At 39.5% G+C, this 19,289-nt stretch carries 11 protein-coding genes; 6 read left to right on the plus strand and 5 right to left on the minus strand.

All coding sequences use genetic code 11. The features are described from left to right. Positions 1 to 243 precede the first annotated feature (243 nt). Together CTN07_RS08790 and CTN07_RS08795 are read left to right on the plus strand one after the other, a co-directional pair. Complete coding sequence (locus CTN07_RS08790; RefSeq protein ID WP_005298588.1) at positions 244 to 3,993, plus strand: ATP-binding protein; 3,750 nt, start codon at positions 244 to 246, stop codon at positions 3,991 to 3,993. Beyond that, positions 3,986 to 5,230 carry an EAL domain-containing response regulator gene (locus CTN07_RS08795; RefSeq protein WP_005298585.1) on the plus strand — a complete coding sequence of 415 codons (1,245 nt, stop codon included), beginning with the start codon at positions 3,986 to 3,988 and terminating at the stop codon, positions 5,228 to 5,230. Before CTN07_RS08790 ends, CTN07_RS08795 begins: the two co-directional genes overlap by 8 nt. 53 nt (positions 5,231 to 5,283) lie before the next feature. On the opposite strand, the gene CTN07_RS08800 is transcribed toward CTN07_RS08795, so the two are convergent. Both CTN07_RS08800 and CTN07_RS08805 read right to left on the minus strand, forming a co-directional pair. Beyond that, the gene (locus CTN07_RS08800; protein ID WP_005298584.1) at positions 5,284 to 6,204 is read right to left on the minus strand and encodes a M15 family metallopeptidase; all 921 of its coding nucleotides are present in this window, start codon (positions 6,202 to 6,204) and stop codon (positions 5,284 to 5,286) included. 123 nt (positions 6,205 to 6,327) lie between these two features. Further along, a complete protein-coding gene (locus CTN07_RS08805; RefSeq protein WP_005298583.1) occupies positions 6,328 to 6,765 on the minus strand; it encodes an RNA-binding S4 domain-containing protein in 438 nt (145 codons plus the stop codon). A 382-nt stretch (positions 6,766 to 7,147) separates the two neighbouring features. Between CTN07_RS08805 and fusA the strand changes: the two genes are divergently transcribed. Continuing rightward, positions 7,148 to 9,235 (plus strand): elongation factor G, encoded by a 2,088-nt coding sequence (fusA, locus tag CTN07_RS08810; protein WP_005298582.1) that lies wholly within the window; start codon positions 7,148 to 7,150, stop codon positions 9,233 to 9,235. Between the two features lie 82 nt (positions 9,236 to 9,317). On the opposite strand, the gene CTN07_RS08815 is transcribed toward fusA, so the two are convergent. Together CTN07_RS08815 and torS are read right to left on the minus strand one after the other, a co-directional pair. Further along, positions 9,318 to 10,793, minus strand: a complete 1,476-nt coding sequence (locus tag CTN07_RS08815; protein ID WP_005298581.1) for a C69 family dipeptidase — start codon at positions 10,791 to 10,793, stop codon at positions 9,318 to 9,320. Positions 10,794 to 10,982: 189 nt separating this feature from the next. Further along, positions 10,983 to 13,901: a TMAO reductase system sensor histidine kinase/response regulator TorS gene (gene torS, locus CTN07_RS08820; protein WP_106142849.1), complete on the minus strand. Its 2,919-nt coding sequence runs from the start codon at positions 13,899 to 13,901 to the stop codon at positions 10,983 to 10,985. Between the two features lie 154 nt (positions 13,902 to 14,055). Between torS and torT the strand changes: the two genes are divergently transcribed. From torT to CTN07_RS08835, 3 genes are all read left to right on the plus strand, one after another. After that, positions 14,056 to 15,129 carry a TMAO reductase system periplasmic protein TorT gene (torT, locus tag CTN07_RS08825; RefSeq protein WP_005298579.1) on the plus strand — a complete coding sequence of 358 codons (1,074 nt, stop codon included), beginning with the start codon at positions 14,056 to 14,058 and terminating at the stop codon, positions 15,127 to 15,129. A gap of 116 nt (positions 15,130 to 15,245) precedes the next feature. Then, positions 15,246 to 15,704, plus strand: a complete 459-nt coding sequence (locus CTN07_RS08830; RefSeq protein ID WP_036763522.1) for a methylglyoxal synthase — start codon at positions 15,246 to 15,248, stop codon at positions 15,702 to 15,704. Positions 15,705 to 15,918: 214 nt separating this feature from the next. Continuing rightward, positions 15,919 to 16,908 (plus strand): alcohol dehydrogenase catalytic domain-containing protein, encoded by a 990-nt coding sequence (locus CTN07_RS08835; protein WP_005298577.1) that lies wholly within the window; start codon positions 15,919 to 15,921, stop codon positions 16,906 to 16,908. Positions 16,909 to 16,964: 56 nt separating this feature from the next. Here the strand turns inward: CTN07_RS08835 and helD are convergent, their stop codons facing one another. Next, complete coding sequence (gene helD, locus CTN07_RS08840) at positions 16,965 to 19,070, minus strand: DNA helicase IV (protein ID WP_005298575.1); 2,106 nt, start codon at positions 19,068 to 19,070, stop codon at positions 16,965 to 16,967. Between the last annotated feature and the right edge of the window lie 219 nt (positions 19,071 to 19,289).

Raw genomic sequence — 19,289 nt, forward strand, 5'->3', positions numbered from 1 at the left:
TCTCATAAGAAAAGCCGTAATCATGCTCCCCATATGATTACTTGTCACCCTCACTACACTGCCTATAACAAACTAGGGGCATATGAGGAACAGTATAATACCCAAGCCAAAGTTAATATTAGGGTTTAACCTTCTAAAACTTTTACTGATATTGGTATCAATATCACAATTCACCATTTCTATTCGTCATAATTTAGAATTTTATACTACGGTTATGGCAATAAACCACTAGCGATTTAAACTATGAGAAAAATTTACACTCTTCTTCTATTATATTTATTTTCGGCTAGTAGCTTTGCCTATGCTCCAATTGATCAAAAAGAAAATATTCTTACATCAGAAGAAATTAGTTGGCTCAATAATCAAGATGAAATCAGATATGGTATTTTAAACTATGACTGGCCACCTTATTACATCCATAAAAAAGATGGTAGCGTAGAAGGTATATATATTGATTATGCCAATGATATAAATAATTTTTTAGACATTAAAAGAAAATCAAAATTTATTCCTTATTCTTCTATAAAGGAACTAGAACATGCTTTAGTCAATAATGAAATTGATGCGGTAGTGGGATTATCACCAACTCTTCGTCGCAATAAAATCATGTGGTTTACCCATTCTTTATACCAAGAGAGCTTAGGGATTATTATAAAGAACTCTATTATTGGTTTTGATGCAGATGCGATTGCCGATCTAAAATGGGGCTGTGTAACATCATCTAGTTACTGTGATGTTTTGATCACAGCTGGTGGCCAACACTTACAACAAACAAAGAATTTAACCGAAGCAATCACTTTATTCAAACAAGGGGAAATAGACGCTATTTTATCTGATTATGTCGTTCTTTCACAGCAAGAAGATGATATAAATAATGCTAGAATTATCAGTGCTGATTGGTTAAGAGCTTCAACACATAATATTGCAATACAAAAAAATAATATCTATCTACGTGATATTTTTAATAAGGTTATCGAATTTACACCACAAGGCTCTGAAAGTAGAATTAAAGATGAAATAAAAAGCCAAACTAAGAATATAAAAGCAGAAAACAAACTGACCAAAGTCATTCTTGGTAACCCAGAAATAAAACAAACAGCTTTTAGTTATACCCTACCAGGAAACTTAGTACCATTTAGTGCCTTAAATACAAACAAAGGGTTTACCCACGATTTACTGAGTCTTATATCTATGGAAACCGGATTAAGATTTAATTACTTAAAAACGAATGACTCAGTAGATTATAAAAAATTATTAACTGATAACAAAATTGATTTTTTACCGATAGCTAATATCAATGATATAGATGAAGAACAGTTCCTGATAACGGAGCCATATACAACTTTAAAATATGCCGTAATAACAACAAAAAACAGACCTGAACTTTCAAAACTTTCAGATCTTGGTAAGTTTAAAATTGGAATGATAAAAAGCGAAAAATATTTTATTAATACTAATAATACACAAGGGGATATTAAAAGCTATCCAAATTATAAAAACCTTATTGATGAGCTTCTTCAAGGAAAGGTTGATTATGTCGTCGTTGTATACAGTTCATTTATGGCTCATTTAAAACAACGTTATGGTATTAACGACTTTCGAGTTGCTTATATTGGTAATGATCTTGTTTTTCCAATTAGCATGGCGATAAATAAAGATAATCAAACATTAGCTCAAATATTAAATCTTGCTCTTAAATCTGTTCCAGCAGAAGATATCAGCCAATTAAGAAAAAAGTATCAACCATCCATTATTCTAAAAGGATTTGACGAAAGTAAAGTTATTTTATGGACGTCTATTTCTATTTTCATTGCCGTAGCTGTTATTGCTTTATTTTTATTTTGGAGTAATCAATTAAAAAAAGAAGTTAAACGCCGAGAAAAAGCAGAAAAAAAAGCTGTGCAGCAATTAGACCTACTTAATGAGATTATTGAATCAATTCCATCTATGTTATTGATGCAGGATACGAATAATCAGCGCGTTTTTTGGAATAATAATTACAAAGAGACATTCTCTCAGTTTTGGAATCACAATAACATGCAGCCAAGTTGGGAAGAGTACAATAAATCAACCTTGGAAAATGCAACAGTCCTCAAAACTGGAATTGATATCAACAATACTTCAAAAAATAATTTACGCCAAACTATATTGCCAGATGGTACCACTGTTGATCTTATTTATACTAAAAAACTTATTAAAGATCGTGATAATAACAAATTAGGTGTCATGACAGTTCTTACCGATGTAAGCGATCTTATTCAAGCACAAGAAAAAGCAGAGCGAGCTATGCAGGCTCGTACTCATTTTTTAGCAACAATGAGTCACGAACTGAGAACACCAATCGCAAGTATGATTGGTTTAATCGATATACTCGAAACAAAAAATCCATCCCAAGAACAACTCAATTATATAAAAAACCTAAAATCATCTACTAATCATCTGTTATATCTTGTTAATGATATTTTGGACTTTTCGCAGATAGAAGCAGGACAACTAAAACTAGATTATCAACCATGCCGCTGGTTAACTGAAATCGGTTTATCTCTCATAAACTTTGCCCAAGAAGCTCAGCATAAGGGGGTAAAGTTTAACTTATTTTGGCAACCTACTAAACTCACGACCCTCACGATTGATTCTATCCGTGTAAATCAAGTGATTAATAACTTATTAAGTAATGCTATTAAATTTACAGAAGCAGGTTCTATTTCCGTTTATATTGAGTTAACTCAACACTCGCTTCTGGTTAAAGTTATTGATACGGGCATTGGTATCCACGAAGATAATATCAAGCGACTATTCTCACCTTTTGAACAAGCAGAAAAAACGATAAGTCGTACCTATGGTGGTACCGGTCTTGGTCTTAGTATTTGCAAGCAGCTGGTTGAAATGATGAATGGCAAAATTGAGCTTCACAGCCAATTAAACGAAGGGACAACCGTGATCTTTAAGGTGCCATATAGCCAAGGAGATATTGAGCCAATTGAGCAGAATGACCCTATTTACTTAGAGAAAGCCCATCCCACAATCGAACAATGGCTAAAAATATGGGATATAAATTATCGTATTGCAACCAATCAAATAGACTTTCCTCTGTTGCAAATTGATGCCACATATAGTGCTCAACCTTCTTACAATATATCAACCGATCCTCTATTTCCTGGACAATTGAGAGAGCTAATTGAAAGAATAAACAATAATGACGACACAATATCGACGGCCCATAAGGCTCAATATCCACATTTACTAGGCCGTATTCTTGTTGCTGAAGATCATCAAATTAATCAGATAATACTCAATAATATGCTGACTCAATTTGGCATACAGGCTGACTTTGCTAATGATGGAGAAGAAGCCTTAAATTTATGGCAACAAAACCACTACGATCTATTATTAACCGACTGTCATATGCCAAATATGGATGGTTATGAGCTAGCGAGCCAAATTCGACAAGGGTCCGTCAATTCTCACGTTCCAATTATCGGTATCACGGCAGATTGCTCAAGCCAAAGTACGACAAGAGGATCTGTAATAGGGATGAACCATGTCATGTTTAAGCCCTATGGCATTGATGAACTTTATGCTCAGTTAACTCAATATCTTTCAGTAAGCTTAAATCATACCGCTCCATTAGAGCAGATAAAATCACCTGAAAATATCTCAGTAAAACCACAATGGCTTTCAACATTTGCAGAACAAGAACCAATCACTGACATTGCTCAAGTTTTTGTTTTTTCGATGAAAGATGATGTAGAAGCCCTCACTTTAGCCATTAATCAGGGCAATTCAGAGCAAATCAGGCGAATAGCTCATAGAGTAAAAGGCGCTCTTAGCTTAGTGAAGTTAGAGCATCTGGCAAATATGGCTGCAAATTTACAAGCATCAGCAGAAGCCGAAACGGATTTTAGTCTTATTACACAGCAAGCCATTGCCCTACAAAAAGAAATTACCGCTGAAATTGAGACAACATCAAACTGGTTATCAACTTATGACTGAAATAAAAAGCACGCAATGCCAAACCTCTACTCTACCAATGGATAAAAAAATCTTGGTACTAGAAGATCATGCATTTCAACGCTGGTTTCTAGTCAATAGTATCAAACAGCTAGGATATCAATCGGTTTTAGAAGCCGCCTCAGGGCAAGAAGCTTTAGCTATTTGTCAGCAACAAGCCATTGATATTATTTTATGCGATCTCGAACTGCCCGATATGGATGGTATCGAAGTATTACGAAAACTGTCAGAACAAAAGAAAGCTCTTTCCATTATTCTTTGTAGTGCTGTTGATGAGAGTGTGCTTTGTACTGTCAGTAAAATGGTAGAGGCATCTAACCTTGTACTGTTAGGCCAAGCAACAAAACCGATTGAGAAAGATCATCTATCACAACTACTCAATAAAAGTGTCTGTTTTTCATGCGCTTCTAGTCAACAAAACCCAGGCTTTCAACCATCACTGATAGATATTCAACAAGCGCTAGAAAATAAAGAATTTAGCGTCCATTATCAGCCGAAGGTGTGTCTAGATAATGGTCAGTGGACAGGGATAGAAGCCTTTATCCGTTGGCCCCACCCTGTTTATGGCATGATAGCACCTAATCGTTTTATTCCAATTGCCGAACAGGACGATATTATCAATGCCTTGTTCCTTTATATTGCAGACCAAGCCATTACCGATTTAGCTAACTTACATAAGCAGGGATGGCAGGGAACCGTTGCAATTAACCTTGCCGCTAAAAACTTAGTCCACTTTGAAACTATGCAGGCAATGGTGAACTTGGTCGCTGATTCAGAAGTAAATTCCAAGGACATAGTCTTAGAGTTAACTGAGCGTCAAGCCCTACCCGCTCAAGCTGAACGATCTTTAGAAGCGATGGCGCGTCTCAACATGAAGGGATTTAAACTATCACTTGATGATTTTGGTACCGGTTTTTCATCATTACAGCAGCTCGACTATTTTCCCTTTAGTGAAGTAAAACTCGATCGCTCTTTTGTTGATAACTGTCAAAGCAGTATTTTTAATCAAACCGTGATTGAATTTTGTATGACGCTAGCAAAACGACTGAATTTGAATGTGGTTTTTGAAGGTATTGAAGATATTGAAACGCTCAATTTCTTGCGAACGTTTCAATATGGTAGTGCTCAGGGCTTCTTTATTGCCAAGCCAATGCCATACGAACAGTTACTCGAATGGCATCAACAGTGGCAATTACAAAACCCAATACAAGATATATAAAATATGTTCCCCAAGTGACTTCTGTTCAACCTAAAAGCCACTTGGATATAGCTTTATCGTTTCACACACAGACTAGAGCGTACAGGTTGCTTTTCTATCTCTGCCAAAACCTTAGCTGAGTTAGCACTGTAAGCTTTGTTAAGTGATGATACACCTAACTTATGCTTTAGATAGTTTGTATAATCATTAAACTTATATTGGCTATATGCTTTAGGGTACATACGGCTACAGCTATTATACCAATCAACATAATGTTGAAAGAACAACGTCGCCTGTTGCTCTGTCATTTTAGACATCATAATGGCCATATCTTTTGATAGCTGAAAGTGCTGATAATCGATAGGCGAATTCCAAAAACCACCCCAATATAAAAAACCATTACGAGCAAAAATATCAACCACAGTTTCAGCCATCCCTTGACGATCTGGTTTACCATAGCGATATATTTCACGATTGGCGTATTTTGTTCCTTCTACTGGACTGTATTTAGCTTGTCCTGTACGAGGAAATGTGACGAACGGATTTTGAACTGGATTTAAATCAATTGCGGCACCATAGGCGTGCAGGGATAGGCTACTCGTTCCCTCTACTGGTCGGTAATTAAAAGCCGAGGTATTATTAGCGACCATCGATTTTGTATCATCACCACGATATTTTTCAATCGGCTCTGCTTTATGAATAGGAAACCCTTGCTGATACAGTTCATCAAAGATTTTACCTACATAAGGAGCAACCGCATCCATCACAATGATCTTTCCATTCGAATGCTTATGACCCGAAAAGTCCCGATAATTAAATGTGACTAGCTTTAGACGCTGGCATGAAACAGGAGCCGAAGGAGACATCACTCCAACATTTTTCATTGCCAGGCACTGTTCATTAGAAATCGCCGTCACTGTTGCGGCTGAAACGTTACCGGTAAAGCAAGCAACTCCGACGATAACGCCCAGCGAAATATAGTGTTTATTCATCATCCCTTTCTCTTATATATAGCTAAGTCACTTTAAAATACGCAGCTTGTGACAATCACCTGATTAACAGACAACAAAAAGACGCGACAGTGCGCGCCTCTCTTTAAATAAAACAGTACCGACAAATTAAAAGCTGATTGGCTTACGTCCTGTTGTACTATCAGGTTTACCGCCAGCCGCTTTATTAGCTGATTTTTTCGTTACTGAACGGTTACCTGCCGACTTTGATTTATGATTTGCTGTTTTTTTCTTCTCAGCTGGCTTTGGCGCTTTTTTCGCCATTGGCTTTATGTCTGTAATAGTTTTTTCAACAGGCTCTTGAACGGGTTGATCACATAATACAACGTAAAACTCGCCATTAAATTCAATTACATCACCATCGTACATTTTGCAGCGCTTACGTTGCTCAATTTCACCATTTACAGCAACATAACCTTCAGAAATGGCGTATTTAGCTTCACCGCCACCACTCACTAAGTTGGCAATCTTTAATACTTTATACAACTCAATCGGCTGTGCTGAAACAACTATCTCAAGCGCTTCAACTTCAATTTCTTCACACATGGTTTTACTTCCACAAAAATAATCGTTAATTCTACCTGAACTCAGCCTAAAAAAGGAAAAAATGGCTAACTCAAACAAAAAAGCATAAAGGCTCTTTTTTTATAACTCTTTTACATTAATATTTATCAAACATTCGCAATAAAAAAACACCAACAAAAAAATTACATCTTTAATACAAAGCTAGCTAACACATCTGACAATCCTCGTCTAATCTTGCTAAATGTGGCAATTTTTTGAGCGGTTATTCGTCAGGAGGCAAAAAAGCCGGAGCAAAAGCAAGCGAATAATCATTTAATTTCTCACACCTATGTTCTGTTATACATAAGTAGTGCTATACTCTGCACCCTGACATGTGACAGTAATTGTTTATTAGAGAAAAACAATGACAGATTTATCTAAATACAGAAACATTGGTATTTTCGCGCACGTTGATGCGGGTAAAACCACTACTACTGAGCGTATCCTTAAGCTTACTGGTAAAATCCATAAGATCGGTGACACTCACGATGGCTCTACTACTACTGACTTCATGGAGCAGGAAGCTGAGCGTGGTATCACAATCCAGTCAGCAGCAGTAAGCTGTTTCTGGAACGATCACCGTCTAAACGTTATCGATACTCCAGGACACGTTGACTTTACAGTTGAAGTATACCGTTCTCTTAAAGTTCTTGATGGCGGTATCGGTGTATTCTGTGGTTCTGGCGGTGTTGAACCTCAGTCAGAAACTAACTGGCGTTACGCTAACGAATCAGAAGTATCTCGTCTGATCTTCGTTAACAAACTGGACCGTATGGGTGCAGACTTCTACAACGTTGTTGACCAAGTTAAAAACGTTCTAGGCGCAACTCCACTAGTTATGACTCTACCAATCGGCCGCGAAGAAGACTTCGTGGGTGTTGTAGACGTTCTAACTCGTCAAGCGTTTGTATGGGATGACACTGGTCTTCCAGAAAACTACGAAATCAAAGAAATCCCTGCGGATATGATTGATGACGTAGAAGCTTACCGTGAAGAGCTAGTTGAAACTGCTGTTGAGCAAGACGACGATCTAATGGAAGCTTACATGGAAGGTAACGAGCCTTCTATCGAAGAGCTTAAGCGTTGTATCCGTAAGGGTACTCGTGACCTAGCATTCTTCCCTACTTTCTGTGGTTCTGCATACAAGAACAAAGGTATCCAACTTGTTCTTGACGCTGTTGTAGATTACCTACCAGCTCCAGACGAAGTTGACCCACAACCTCTAACTGATCCAGAAACTGGTGAGCCAACAGGTGAAGTTGCAACTGTATCTGCAGACGAACCATTCCGCGCACTTGCGTTTAAGATCATGGACGACCGTTTTGGCGCCCTAACTTTCGTACGTATCTACTCTGGTAAGATCAATAAGGGTGACACAATCCTTAATGCTGCAACTGGTAAAACAGAGCGTGTTGGCCGTATGGTTGAGATGCAAGCAGATGAGCGTAACGAATTAACTTCAGCTCAAGCTGGTGACATCATCGCTATCGTTGGTATGAAGAACGTTCAGACTGGTCACACTCTATGTGATCCTAAGCACGAATGTACTCTAGAACCAATGATCTTCCCAGTACCAGTAATCTCTATCGCTGTAACTCCTAAGGACAAAGGCGGTTCTGAGAAGATGGGTATTGCTATCGGTAAGATGGTTGCAGAAGATCCATCATTCCAGGTAGAAACTGACGAAGAAACTGGTGAAACTATCCTTAAAGGTATGGGTGAACTTCACCTAGACATTAAGGTAGATATCCTTAAGCGTACATACGGCGTTGACCTAATCGTTGGTCAGCCACAGGTTGCTTACCGTGAAACTATCACTACTCCAATTGAAGATAGCTACACTCATAAGAAGCAGTCTGGTGGTTCTGGTCAGTTCGGTAAGATCGACTACCGTATCAAGCCAGGTGAGCAAGGTTCAGGCTTCAAGTTCTCTTCAAGCGTTATCGGTGGTAACGTTCCTAAAGAATTCTGGCCTGCAGTAGAGAAAGGCTTCGAGTCAATGATGCAAACTGGTCCTCTAGCAGGCTTCCCAGTTCTTGACGTTGAAGTTGAGCTATTCGACGGTGGCTTCCACGCAGTTGACTCATCTGCAATCGCATTTGAAATCGCAGCGAAAGGCGCATTCCGTCAGTCTATGCCTAAAGCTGGCCCTCAGCTTCTTGAGCCAATCATGCACGTTGACGTGTTCACTCCAGAAGACCACGTTGGTGACGTAATCGGTGACCTTAACCGTCGTCGCGGTATGATCCGAGATCAACAAGCTGGTGCTACTGGCGTACGTATCAAGGGTGATGTACCTCTGTCAGAAATGTTTGGTTACATCGGTACTCTACGTACTATGACTTCTGGTCGTGGTCAGTTCTCTATGGAGTTCGCGCACTACGCACCATGTCCTGCAAACGTTGCTGAAAAAGTAATCGCTGAGCAGAAAGAGAAAAACGCTAAGAAATAATTTTTAATTATTCTTGCTAATCTCTTAACCCCGAAGGTTCGCCTTCGGGGTTATTTTTTATCGGTATACAATCAATAGAAAATTATAAGCTCATAATTTTCTTGAACTCTTCCTCTGAATATTTCTTCTCTGTACTCTTAGTTAAATCCGTCATCATCTTATAGCGCATCTGTTTAGCCATAGAGTAAGTCTGTTGCAATTGGCTATATGAATAGTCAGAAGCCATATCCAAAGCGGCTTGTGGGTCCATTTTGTATGTTTGCTGTAACACATTATCAAGCGCGCTCACCTGCTTATATAGCTTTGTCTCTTTGTCTTGCCATAATTGATGCAGTGCAGGCAGGTATTTATCGGTATTAGTTGATGCTAATGCAGTTAAACTGCGGAACTGCCAATAAGCCGAATCATCACTATAAGTGTCGGTTCCTACCGTATAAGGCTGAGGATAAGAGTGTAAACTGCTATAAAGTGGTACCAAAACCGATTCAGCTAACACGCCATAACTTTGCCAAATCAGTCCTTGAAATGGTTTAGGCATATCAGGACGAAGCGCAATAATATGAGATTCTAACTGCCTATCAACTCGAATTGGTCTTTCCCCTTTTTGTTCCAATTCGGTTCCGGCATACGTTGAACTCAACACTTTATCTATCTGTGCCACTGTAATTTTTTGGTCTGGTTTTAAAAAGAGTGGATATTGCTGTTGGCGAGTTTTCTGTTTGAAAGATGGCGTCAACATTTCCTGTCCTAGCCACTCACGATCGGTATTATATACATCACCAATCACGCCAAATGCTTTAGCAAAGTTAAATGATTTTGGATCAGGGTTATCTAGCAGTTTATGTTGCGTCACAAATTCTACGAGTGTTGGAGAGTGGAGAACATCAGGTGAATTCAGATCAACACCATGGATGCGTAGACCATTTGCCATCATAGCGTAACTATCATCAGGAACTTTTACCGCTATCCATTGATGACCAGAACCCACTTCAAATAACCACGCCTCATTAACATCCGCCAGATATAAGCTATTGCCCTCTCCTGCACCATATTTCTCAATATATTGACCTAAGAGTTCTACTCCTTGCTTGGCGGTTTTTACTTGAGGCAAAATTAGCGTAGGGATATTAGCTTCAATCACTCCCTGCTTGACCAAAGGATCCGCTGCCTGCGCTTTTTCATTCACTTCAGCACTGGTTGTGGCCGATATCGCAACGTTATATTCGTTAATACCGCGCTCTTCATAATACCGACCGTCAGGATTCATTGTGGCAGCATCCCAATCAGGAATCGCAGAATAGGCATAAAATGACGGCGGCATTGGAACAACCAATCCATTGCCTAATTGCCAGTCACCTGCTTGATTGGTCTGTGCCGGTCGATAAGCAAGATGCTTATTCCAATTATTTACACCAAAATCCTCATTACGAGCAATCATAATACTGCCATCAGCAGAGGCCTGTTTACCGACTAAAATACCGGTACAAGCACTCGCTGATAAACTTACAGAGGCAAAAATTGCAGCACTAAGTACTGTTATCGTAAATTTCTGATTCATTATCTATTCTATCCTTGTTTATCAAAGTGACTGTGAACTGTTAGAGGCTACATTCAGCACAATATAACGATGAAACATCAACTAAGCCTATAGAGAATCAGATTTCATGTTGCGGATGGGATCACGTTACAGCGATATTTCAGGAAGAAAAAAGGCTACCTCAAAAGATAACCTTCAATCATAAATAAATTACTTATCAATAAACGTCGTCTGCAATATCGCAATCGACTGATTAAATATCTGGTTCAAAGTAGCGGCATCAAGATCATCGATACAACCTCCTTTACCCCCTTTTTCAAAGGCTAAACAGATTTCAAATAACTTCATTAATCCCATGGTACCTGCTGCACCTTTTAGGGTATGGGCTAATTTAGCGATGTTATTCATATCTTGTTGTTCGATGGCAAGATTGAGTTTGTCTAAAGTCTCTCCAGAAGATTGAGCAAACAGTTCAATCAACTTTTTCACCTGATCTTCACCCAGTACTTGTAAATCAGATCCAAGCACCGACTCTTTTAATAAAGGAAAATCATCTTGTTCCATCGTATCCTCAATAGATTGGTCATCACCCGCGCCTTTTTCAATCACCACGCGTTTGGTTCCTTTTAAGATACTGTTTAACGTATCAATTAGCTGCTTCTCAACAATCGGTTTTGGTAAAAATCCGGCAAAACCAGCGGCAAGATAGATTTCAACTTCTTCACGAAATACATGAGCAGAAAAGGCAACCATAGGCGTTGGCTCTTCCCAAGATTCGTGATTGGTCTCTTCTATGCGACGTAACCGATGCAACAACTTCACGCCATCAGTATCTGGTAAATTAATATCAAGCAGAGCAATATCAAATCGCTGTTGACTGTAAATTTCTTCTGCTTGAGCTCCCGTCTCGGCAACCACCACACTGTGACCCAGTCGATTTAAATATCCTTCAGCGACCATACTGTTGACGGGATTATCTTCAACAAGCAACACATGCGCTGATGGTACGTTAGCAACTGTCGCTTCAGTTCGAAGAGAAATTTCTCCTTGCTCTAATGGCAATGCAAACCAGAAACAGCTGCCTTTACCTACCTCAGAGTCAAGGCCGATTTCCCCTTCCATTGCGGCAATAATATGCTGGCTAATCGCTAATCCAAGTCCTGTACCACCAATGGTTTTTCGCCCTTCAGAAGCTTGTTGGAAAGCTGTAAACAGCAAGTCTTGCTCATCTGCTGAAATGCCAATCCCGGTATCTTTAACAGAGAACAACAATTCACCTGGCATATCAGGATGAGCGCGCACATCAATGATCACCGAACCTGTATCGGTAAATTTAATGGCATTTCCGACTAAGTTAACCAATACCTGACGAATACGGGTCTCATCGCCAACCCAAATATCAGGTAAAGAAGTTTGAATACTTTGTTGAAGAGAAATCCCTTTTGCTATCGCCCTACCATCTAGCATGTTATAGACATCAGAAATCAGTTCTCGTAATGAGAAATCAGCTTGTCGGATATCTAAATGGCCCGCCTCAATTTTAGAGTAATCCAAAATATCATTAAGAATATCAAGTAAGGTTTCGCCACTTCGATTAATCACATCCACATAACGGGATTGTTGATTAGTCAGTTTGGTATCCGCTAGCAGTGATACTGTCCCCAATACACCATTCATCGGAGTTCGTATTTCATGGCTCATCGTTGCTAAAAATGCCGATTTAGCTCTATTGGCTTTTTCTGCTTCAGCTCGTGCTTTTTCGTGATTTTTAACTTCGTCATTCAGACGTGCATTAGTTTTTTCCAACTCACTCGTGCGTTTTGCAACTAAGCGCTCAAGGCTAAGCTTATGCTGTTGTAGCTCTAAGCGAATTTTCCCTTCTTCTTGTGCCAAACGATGACGCTCATAAGCCGTATCTCTTGCAACCAGAATTGCTCGCCCCATTTGGGCAAGTTCATCATCACCTTTAATCGGTAACTGAATCTCAAGATCGCCTCGCGCAATAGAGTGAAGAGCTTTGCTATAGTCATTAATTCTGCGGATAACCCGAGCATAGACATAGCGCCACATAATAAGTACAAGCGCTAGCATACCAATTGCAGAAATTACAATTAAGCTGGTTCTGGCAACAGTTAATGTTTTATCAACCATGGTTACCGCTTTTTGCGTACCATCATTAGCGGCTCGAATAATTTCATCAACCGTAGTATTGAGTTGCTGGAATAAAACGAGATTTTGTTGATCCAATCGTTCTACATCTTGCTTAGCATAAACAAGCTGCTCCATCGTCCCAAACAGTAATCCGCCTTTGTTAAGCTCTTTCATTAAGTCCATTAATTGTGCTGAACGGCTTGGATCCTCAACCGATTTCACGCGCTGACTCATAATAGTGGTTGCATTTATAAAGCGAGCTTTTAGCTTCATAAGCGTCTTTATATCAACAATTCGATTGGAATCATCTAACATATTGACGACTTGAAGTGAGAGAAAACGTAACTCAAACAGGCGCTCAGAAAGATCCATATCGACTTCAACTAAGCTGTCTAATGCTTTGTAAACGGCAGGTTTATTATTATCCGCTACTAAGTCATAGATTCGAGATACATTAGCAACAGCAATGGTATTTGCGTTGGAGACCTGAGATTGTGATAACTCATCAATTTGTTGTGTTGCAGAAGTCATTTCATGGACATAGCTGTTCACTTGATCTTGAAGATCAATTTGGCGACCAACTAACAGTCCTAGAAGAGCAAGGTTATCAACAATACGTTTAACATCCCCTTCTAGTTGCTCCATGAGTTTTGGGTCAAAAGAAAATTGCTCTAACGTACGTAAGCTTTTGTTCAAACCTTCGATATGTACTGTTAAGGCTCGTCCTTGCCGTATACGTTCTTCTTCACTTTTTGATTTAGCAAGAACTTGCGCATTAAAAATAATACGAGTACTAAGGTCGGAAAGTTGACGAGCTTCAGCGAGTGCGGGCACTGCCGAGTTAATAACAGTACGCTCTGTTTTGGCGACGAGAGAGAATCCCGCAACACCTATCATTACAGCAATAAGAGTTAAAGCCGCCATGGTAGAGAAAGCAAGAAAAAGCTTGCTACCAATACCATTACGAGTAAACATCATACTAAATTCTCTTTATAATAAACAGTTTGCATACTTATTCGGGTATATCTGCTTTATCTAGAAATCCTTTCTAAACTACTATTTAACCTTGCGAAATAAAACGGTACTATTTTGCCAGCGTTAGCAATTCATATCCTTAATAAAGTTGGTCAAAATGCGCTTTTTTTGTCTATTAGCTTTACTTTTAACCATTCAGCCGGCTCTTGCACGTTCGGTATATTCATTTACCCCTCCATTTGCAGATAAGCATCAAGTTGAAGAGGTGAATATTCAACCACTTGATTCAGTCTCTAAACCATGGAAGATTTGTGCAGTTTACCCTCATTTGAAAGATTCATATTGGTTATCGATCAATTATGGCATGGTTAAGCAAGCAAAAAAGCTTGGTGTTGATTTAGTTGTCTATGAAGCTGGCGGCTATCCAAACTTAGATAAACAAACCGCGCAACTAAAACGTTGTCATGAGTGGGGAGCTGATGCCATCATCCTTGGCACTGTAGATAGTCAAGGCTATAACGGTAAATTAACCTCACTGATTGGTAATACTCCTGTTTTTGTTATGACAAATGATATTGATATGACAGATCCTGATATCAAAAAACACGTTAAGGCTCGTGTTGGGGTCGATTGGTATTATATGGGACAAAAAGCAGGCGAATTCTTAGCAAAGCGACACCCTAAAGGTAGCGGTGAAGTTAAAGTAGCTTGGCTACCAGGGCCTCAACGTCGAGGAGGTACAAAGCCTGTCACTCGAGGTTTTATGGATGCCATAAAAAATAGTGATGTCCATGTTGTGACAACTCAATGGGCTGATAATAGTAAAGAATTACAACGCAACTTAATTCAACAACTGTTTGTATACCACCCTGATATAAATTATATCGTAGGTGGTGCCGTTGCCTCTGAAGTCGCGATTAGTGAACTTCGTGCAAACCATAAAACCAATAACATAAAAATTGTATCGACTTATTTAAGCCATGGTGTTTATCGTGGACTACGCCGTAATAAAATTTTATTCTCACCTTCCGATAAGATGGTTGAACAAGCCCAGCTATCGCTAGATCAAGCAGTTAGATATCTTGAACACAAACCACTGCTAAAAGATATTTCACCTCAAATAGAGTCATTAACACCGAATCACTTACCCACAACAGTGATTAAAGAATCTCTATCACCGGCTGAATTTCGTCCAGTTTTTGAAGTACTTAATAATAAAATAAAGCATTAATCGTGATTATTGTTTGAGAAAAGAACTTTCATTTCGCGTATTATTCTTATAACCAATAGTAGTAATGTAAAACAGGATGAATATCATTACTGCACTTTCGTAATTTGGAGACACCAATGCAGTCAACAACGCGCACTATGACGGTACGCAAAAATATTGCACTTGTCGCCCATGATAACTGTAAGCAAGACCTTTTAGATTGGGTTCAAACGCATAAAGAAAAACTTATGCATCACAATCTGTCTGCGACTGGTACAACTGGTCATATGCTTAGAGATAAAACTGGGTTAGACATTCATTGCATGATTAGCGGCCCTATGGGTGGAGATCAACAACTAGGGGCACGTATTACAGAAGGAAGTATCGATATGATGATTTTCTTCTGGGATCCACTGAATGCTGTTCCTCATGACCCGGATGTAAAAGCGCTTCTTCGAATTTCAGCGGTGTGGAATATCCCCGTTGCCACTAACATCAGTAGTGCCGACTTTATGATTTCCTCACCGCTATTAGAACAAGAGATTGATGTTCGAATCCCCGACTATCAAGCTTATTTAGACGAACGTCTAAGCTAACTGGTGTGAAAAAGCCTCGCGAGCAAGCGAGGTTTTTTTATGCATAAAATCGCTAACATTTGACCATTACTTAAAGCAATTTAGAAAAAAATAACAAGTACACCGCCAGGTTTTTCTTAACCTTTTCTCAGAGATAAATCCCCACATCCAGCCTCTTAATATCACTTGGGTATATACTAAAAAGGATTACAGAACAAAAATAAAAGGAAGTAGCATGCAATCATGGAGCTTATCTCAGCCTAATGGCCTTTCATCGTTAATCAATACGAACCTACCACCACCAATAACAAAAGATAATGAAGTTCAAATTAAAGTACATGCAGTTGGCTTAAACCCCATCGACTACAAACTTACCGATTGGGGCTACGCAACATGGAATTACCCTCAAATTATAGGGTTAGATATCGCAGGTGTTATTGAACAAGTGGGTAAAGAGATCTCTACATTTAAGGTAGGAGATCGAGTCTTTGGCTTTTTAGATCCTCGCCAAGCAGGTGGTTTTGCCGAATATGTCTGTTGTAAACCCGCCTCTTTGAGCCATATTCCCCCTCATGTTTTATACTCCGATGCCGCAGCATTACCTTGTGCAGGTTTCACCGCTTGGATAGCCCTTAAAGATAAACTCAGACTCCCTCCTAACAGTATCATTGCGATTACAGGTGCTGGCGGAGGTGTGGGGGGATTCGCAGTGCAGTTGGCAAAAATAATGGGATTAACAGTTTATGCCATTGCAGAGACTCATCATCATCGGCGGTTATTGGGCTATGGTGCAGATGCGGTGATAGATCCAAATGATAATGTTGGCTTAAAAATTCTTGAATTAACGGAAGCAAGGCTGCTTGATGCAGTCATTGACTGTGTCTCATCGAAGACCGCTAGTATCATGAGTGCATTGATTCGTTATAACGGGCAATTGGTCATGATTGCAGATCAATTCCAACAAATTCCAATTTTAGCAACAACCAAAGCGATCAGTATTCATGAAGTTGCTCTCCATGGTACTTACGCCCATGGAACCCTTGAACATATTCAACATCTATCAATGGTTGGAGAACAATTAATGACTTTGCTAGAAAATCATCAACTCAACCCAATGATTGATAAGATATTTCCTTTTTCTGAACTTCCTCAGGGCCTAAATTATCTAAAGCAAAATCATCATCAAGGGAAAGTTGTAGTAAGCCTTATTGATGACCTCAAATAAAAAACAACCCCAGCGATGTTAATGCTGGGGCTGTTACCTTATTAATCAAGAAAAGACTAACGACCAATACGCTTGATCTTATTATCAACCGGATATTTATCTTCAATTAACTCATTGATAAATGGCGATACATTCATTGGGTTAGCACAAACATAAACATGCTTTTTCGCTCGAGTTAACGCAACGTAGAATAAGCGGCGTTCTTCTGCATCAGCATAGGTTTCTGCCCGAGATTGCAAAATTGAAGCAAGACCCGTTTCACGATCTAACGTTGGGAAAATGCCTTTATTAACATCAACAATGAAGACATATTGTGCTTCTTGACCTTTACTTGCGTGACAAGTCATATATTGCAGATTCAGCTGTGGCCACTGCTCTTGCCAAGCTTCTAATTTGGCAGGACGCTGCTTATTGTTACGGCCAAGGATCAATACATTAGTTTGTTTGCCCTCATAACGTTTTGCCAGTTGCCCCAGTTCTTGCAAAATAAAGTCTTGTGCTAGTAGCGTCACCGCTTTTTTCTTCTGCTTCTTAAAGCTTGTTAGCTCTTTCTTTACCTGCATTGGGTTTTGCTGCACAAACACATTCGCTACGTCACCAATCATATTATTAAAACGATAAGTGGTTGAAAGCTGTGTGATATGTGTCGCTCCAAAACGTTCTTCAAAGTCTGTCGTTAAGTTTACATCAGAACCTGCAAAACGATAGATTGCCTGCCAATCATCTCCAACAGCAAAAAGGGTTGGTGCTGCTTTATCACTGTTTGGCTGAGGCTGACACAGTGCTTCAATCAGGCTTAAGCGAAGAGGTGATATATCTTGGTACTCATCGACCATAACAAAACGCCAAGGGGAGATGAATTTACCTTCCTTAACATACTGCGTCGCAACTTTAATCATGCTATTGAAATCAATCTGCTTTTTCACTTTTAAGTGTTGTTGATAAGCTTCATAGCATGGCCATAATAGTTCAAGCTCACTCTTCATTCGCGGACGCATAGCCGGGTTGCTACTATCTTGGATGTCGTTTAGCAGTTGCTCTTTGGTTGCTCCACGCTGTCCAAGTAACTCAATATGACGCCAAATCCAATTGATCGTTTGTTCATTTTCAGCTTGTTGCTCCATGGAGTTTTCTTTACTAAACCCAGGAATACGCCATTGAGTTAAATGTCGCTGCCAACGTTTAGCTGATGCGGGTTTATTCCATTGCTCCATCAACATACGAGCAATCCACGCGGAACGCGCTTTATCATCCAAAGCAATTGGCGATACATTAGGACGCTCATGTTCAACTTGGCGAATGATTTCAGTACCCAGACTGTGGAACGTTGCCACTTTGACACGGTCGCTAACTTTTGTCCGCATCCGAGCATTCATCTCTTCAGATGCCATCCGACCAAAAGCTAACATCAAAATCTCTTCAGGCAGAGCTTTCTGACTTGCAATCAGGTAGCCTGCGCGCGCAACAAGCACGCTGGTTTTACCTGATCCCGCACCTGCCAGCACAAGGTTATGATCTTGGTTAATAAGAACGGCTTCGCGCTGTGATGGATTTAAAGGTGATGACTCAAAAGAATCAAACCAAGATCCCCATTTATTCGACTCTTTCTCAATCCATTTCTTATTATGCTCATCCACCCACACGTCATTATCACCTAGCCAAGGCAAAATATGTTCGAACGCTTTCGGGCGAAAAGAAGCAGCAAGTTCTGGAGTTAATTCACTATGTTCGAGCGATGAGGTTAAAAGCTGATATAAATCATCATGCTCTGAATCACGTAAATACCCTTTTTGTCCTGTAAAGGCATGAATTCGTTTTAACATTTCAGGTAAGGCTGCATCAAGTTTTGCAACGCGTGCATGAGCCCAATTTTGATATGTTTGAACTAAGTCTTGAGCAAAAGGTTTACACTCTCGCCAAGGCAAGCCATGAACAGTCCAACAATATTTCTGATCAGATGAAGTTAGCTCTAATGTTCCCCACATCACGCCACGATGCACATCAATAGAGCCATCCCAATCATCAAATGAGATTTCATCAGTTTCAGTCTGGCTTTCAAGTACTAATCGATTGTCCTGCAACTCGATACTGTAGTAATCGCCCTGAACTAGCCATTGTGCTAGTCGGCTGGCACTTAATTGCATTGTTTCACCAATTTCCATTTTTCACTTCGACAGGATCTCAACCTATCAAAGCCATATTCTTTATCGATATAAGTTCAAGATATCCAAATAACGTATTTCTGCGTCACGTGATCTTGTGAAATGACTTAGGTTAACCCTAGATTACCAACAACTCTCATTATCCCATAGAGGTGGTAGATCGTTTGATTAAAATTCCTGCGAGAAAGTTCCCTTAATTCAAATCATTGTCGGATATAA

The organism is Photobacterium damselae (assembly GCF_003026815.1).
Lineage (GTDB): Bacteria > Pseudomonadota > Gammaproteobacteria > Enterobacterales > Vibrionaceae > Photobacterium > Photobacterium damselae.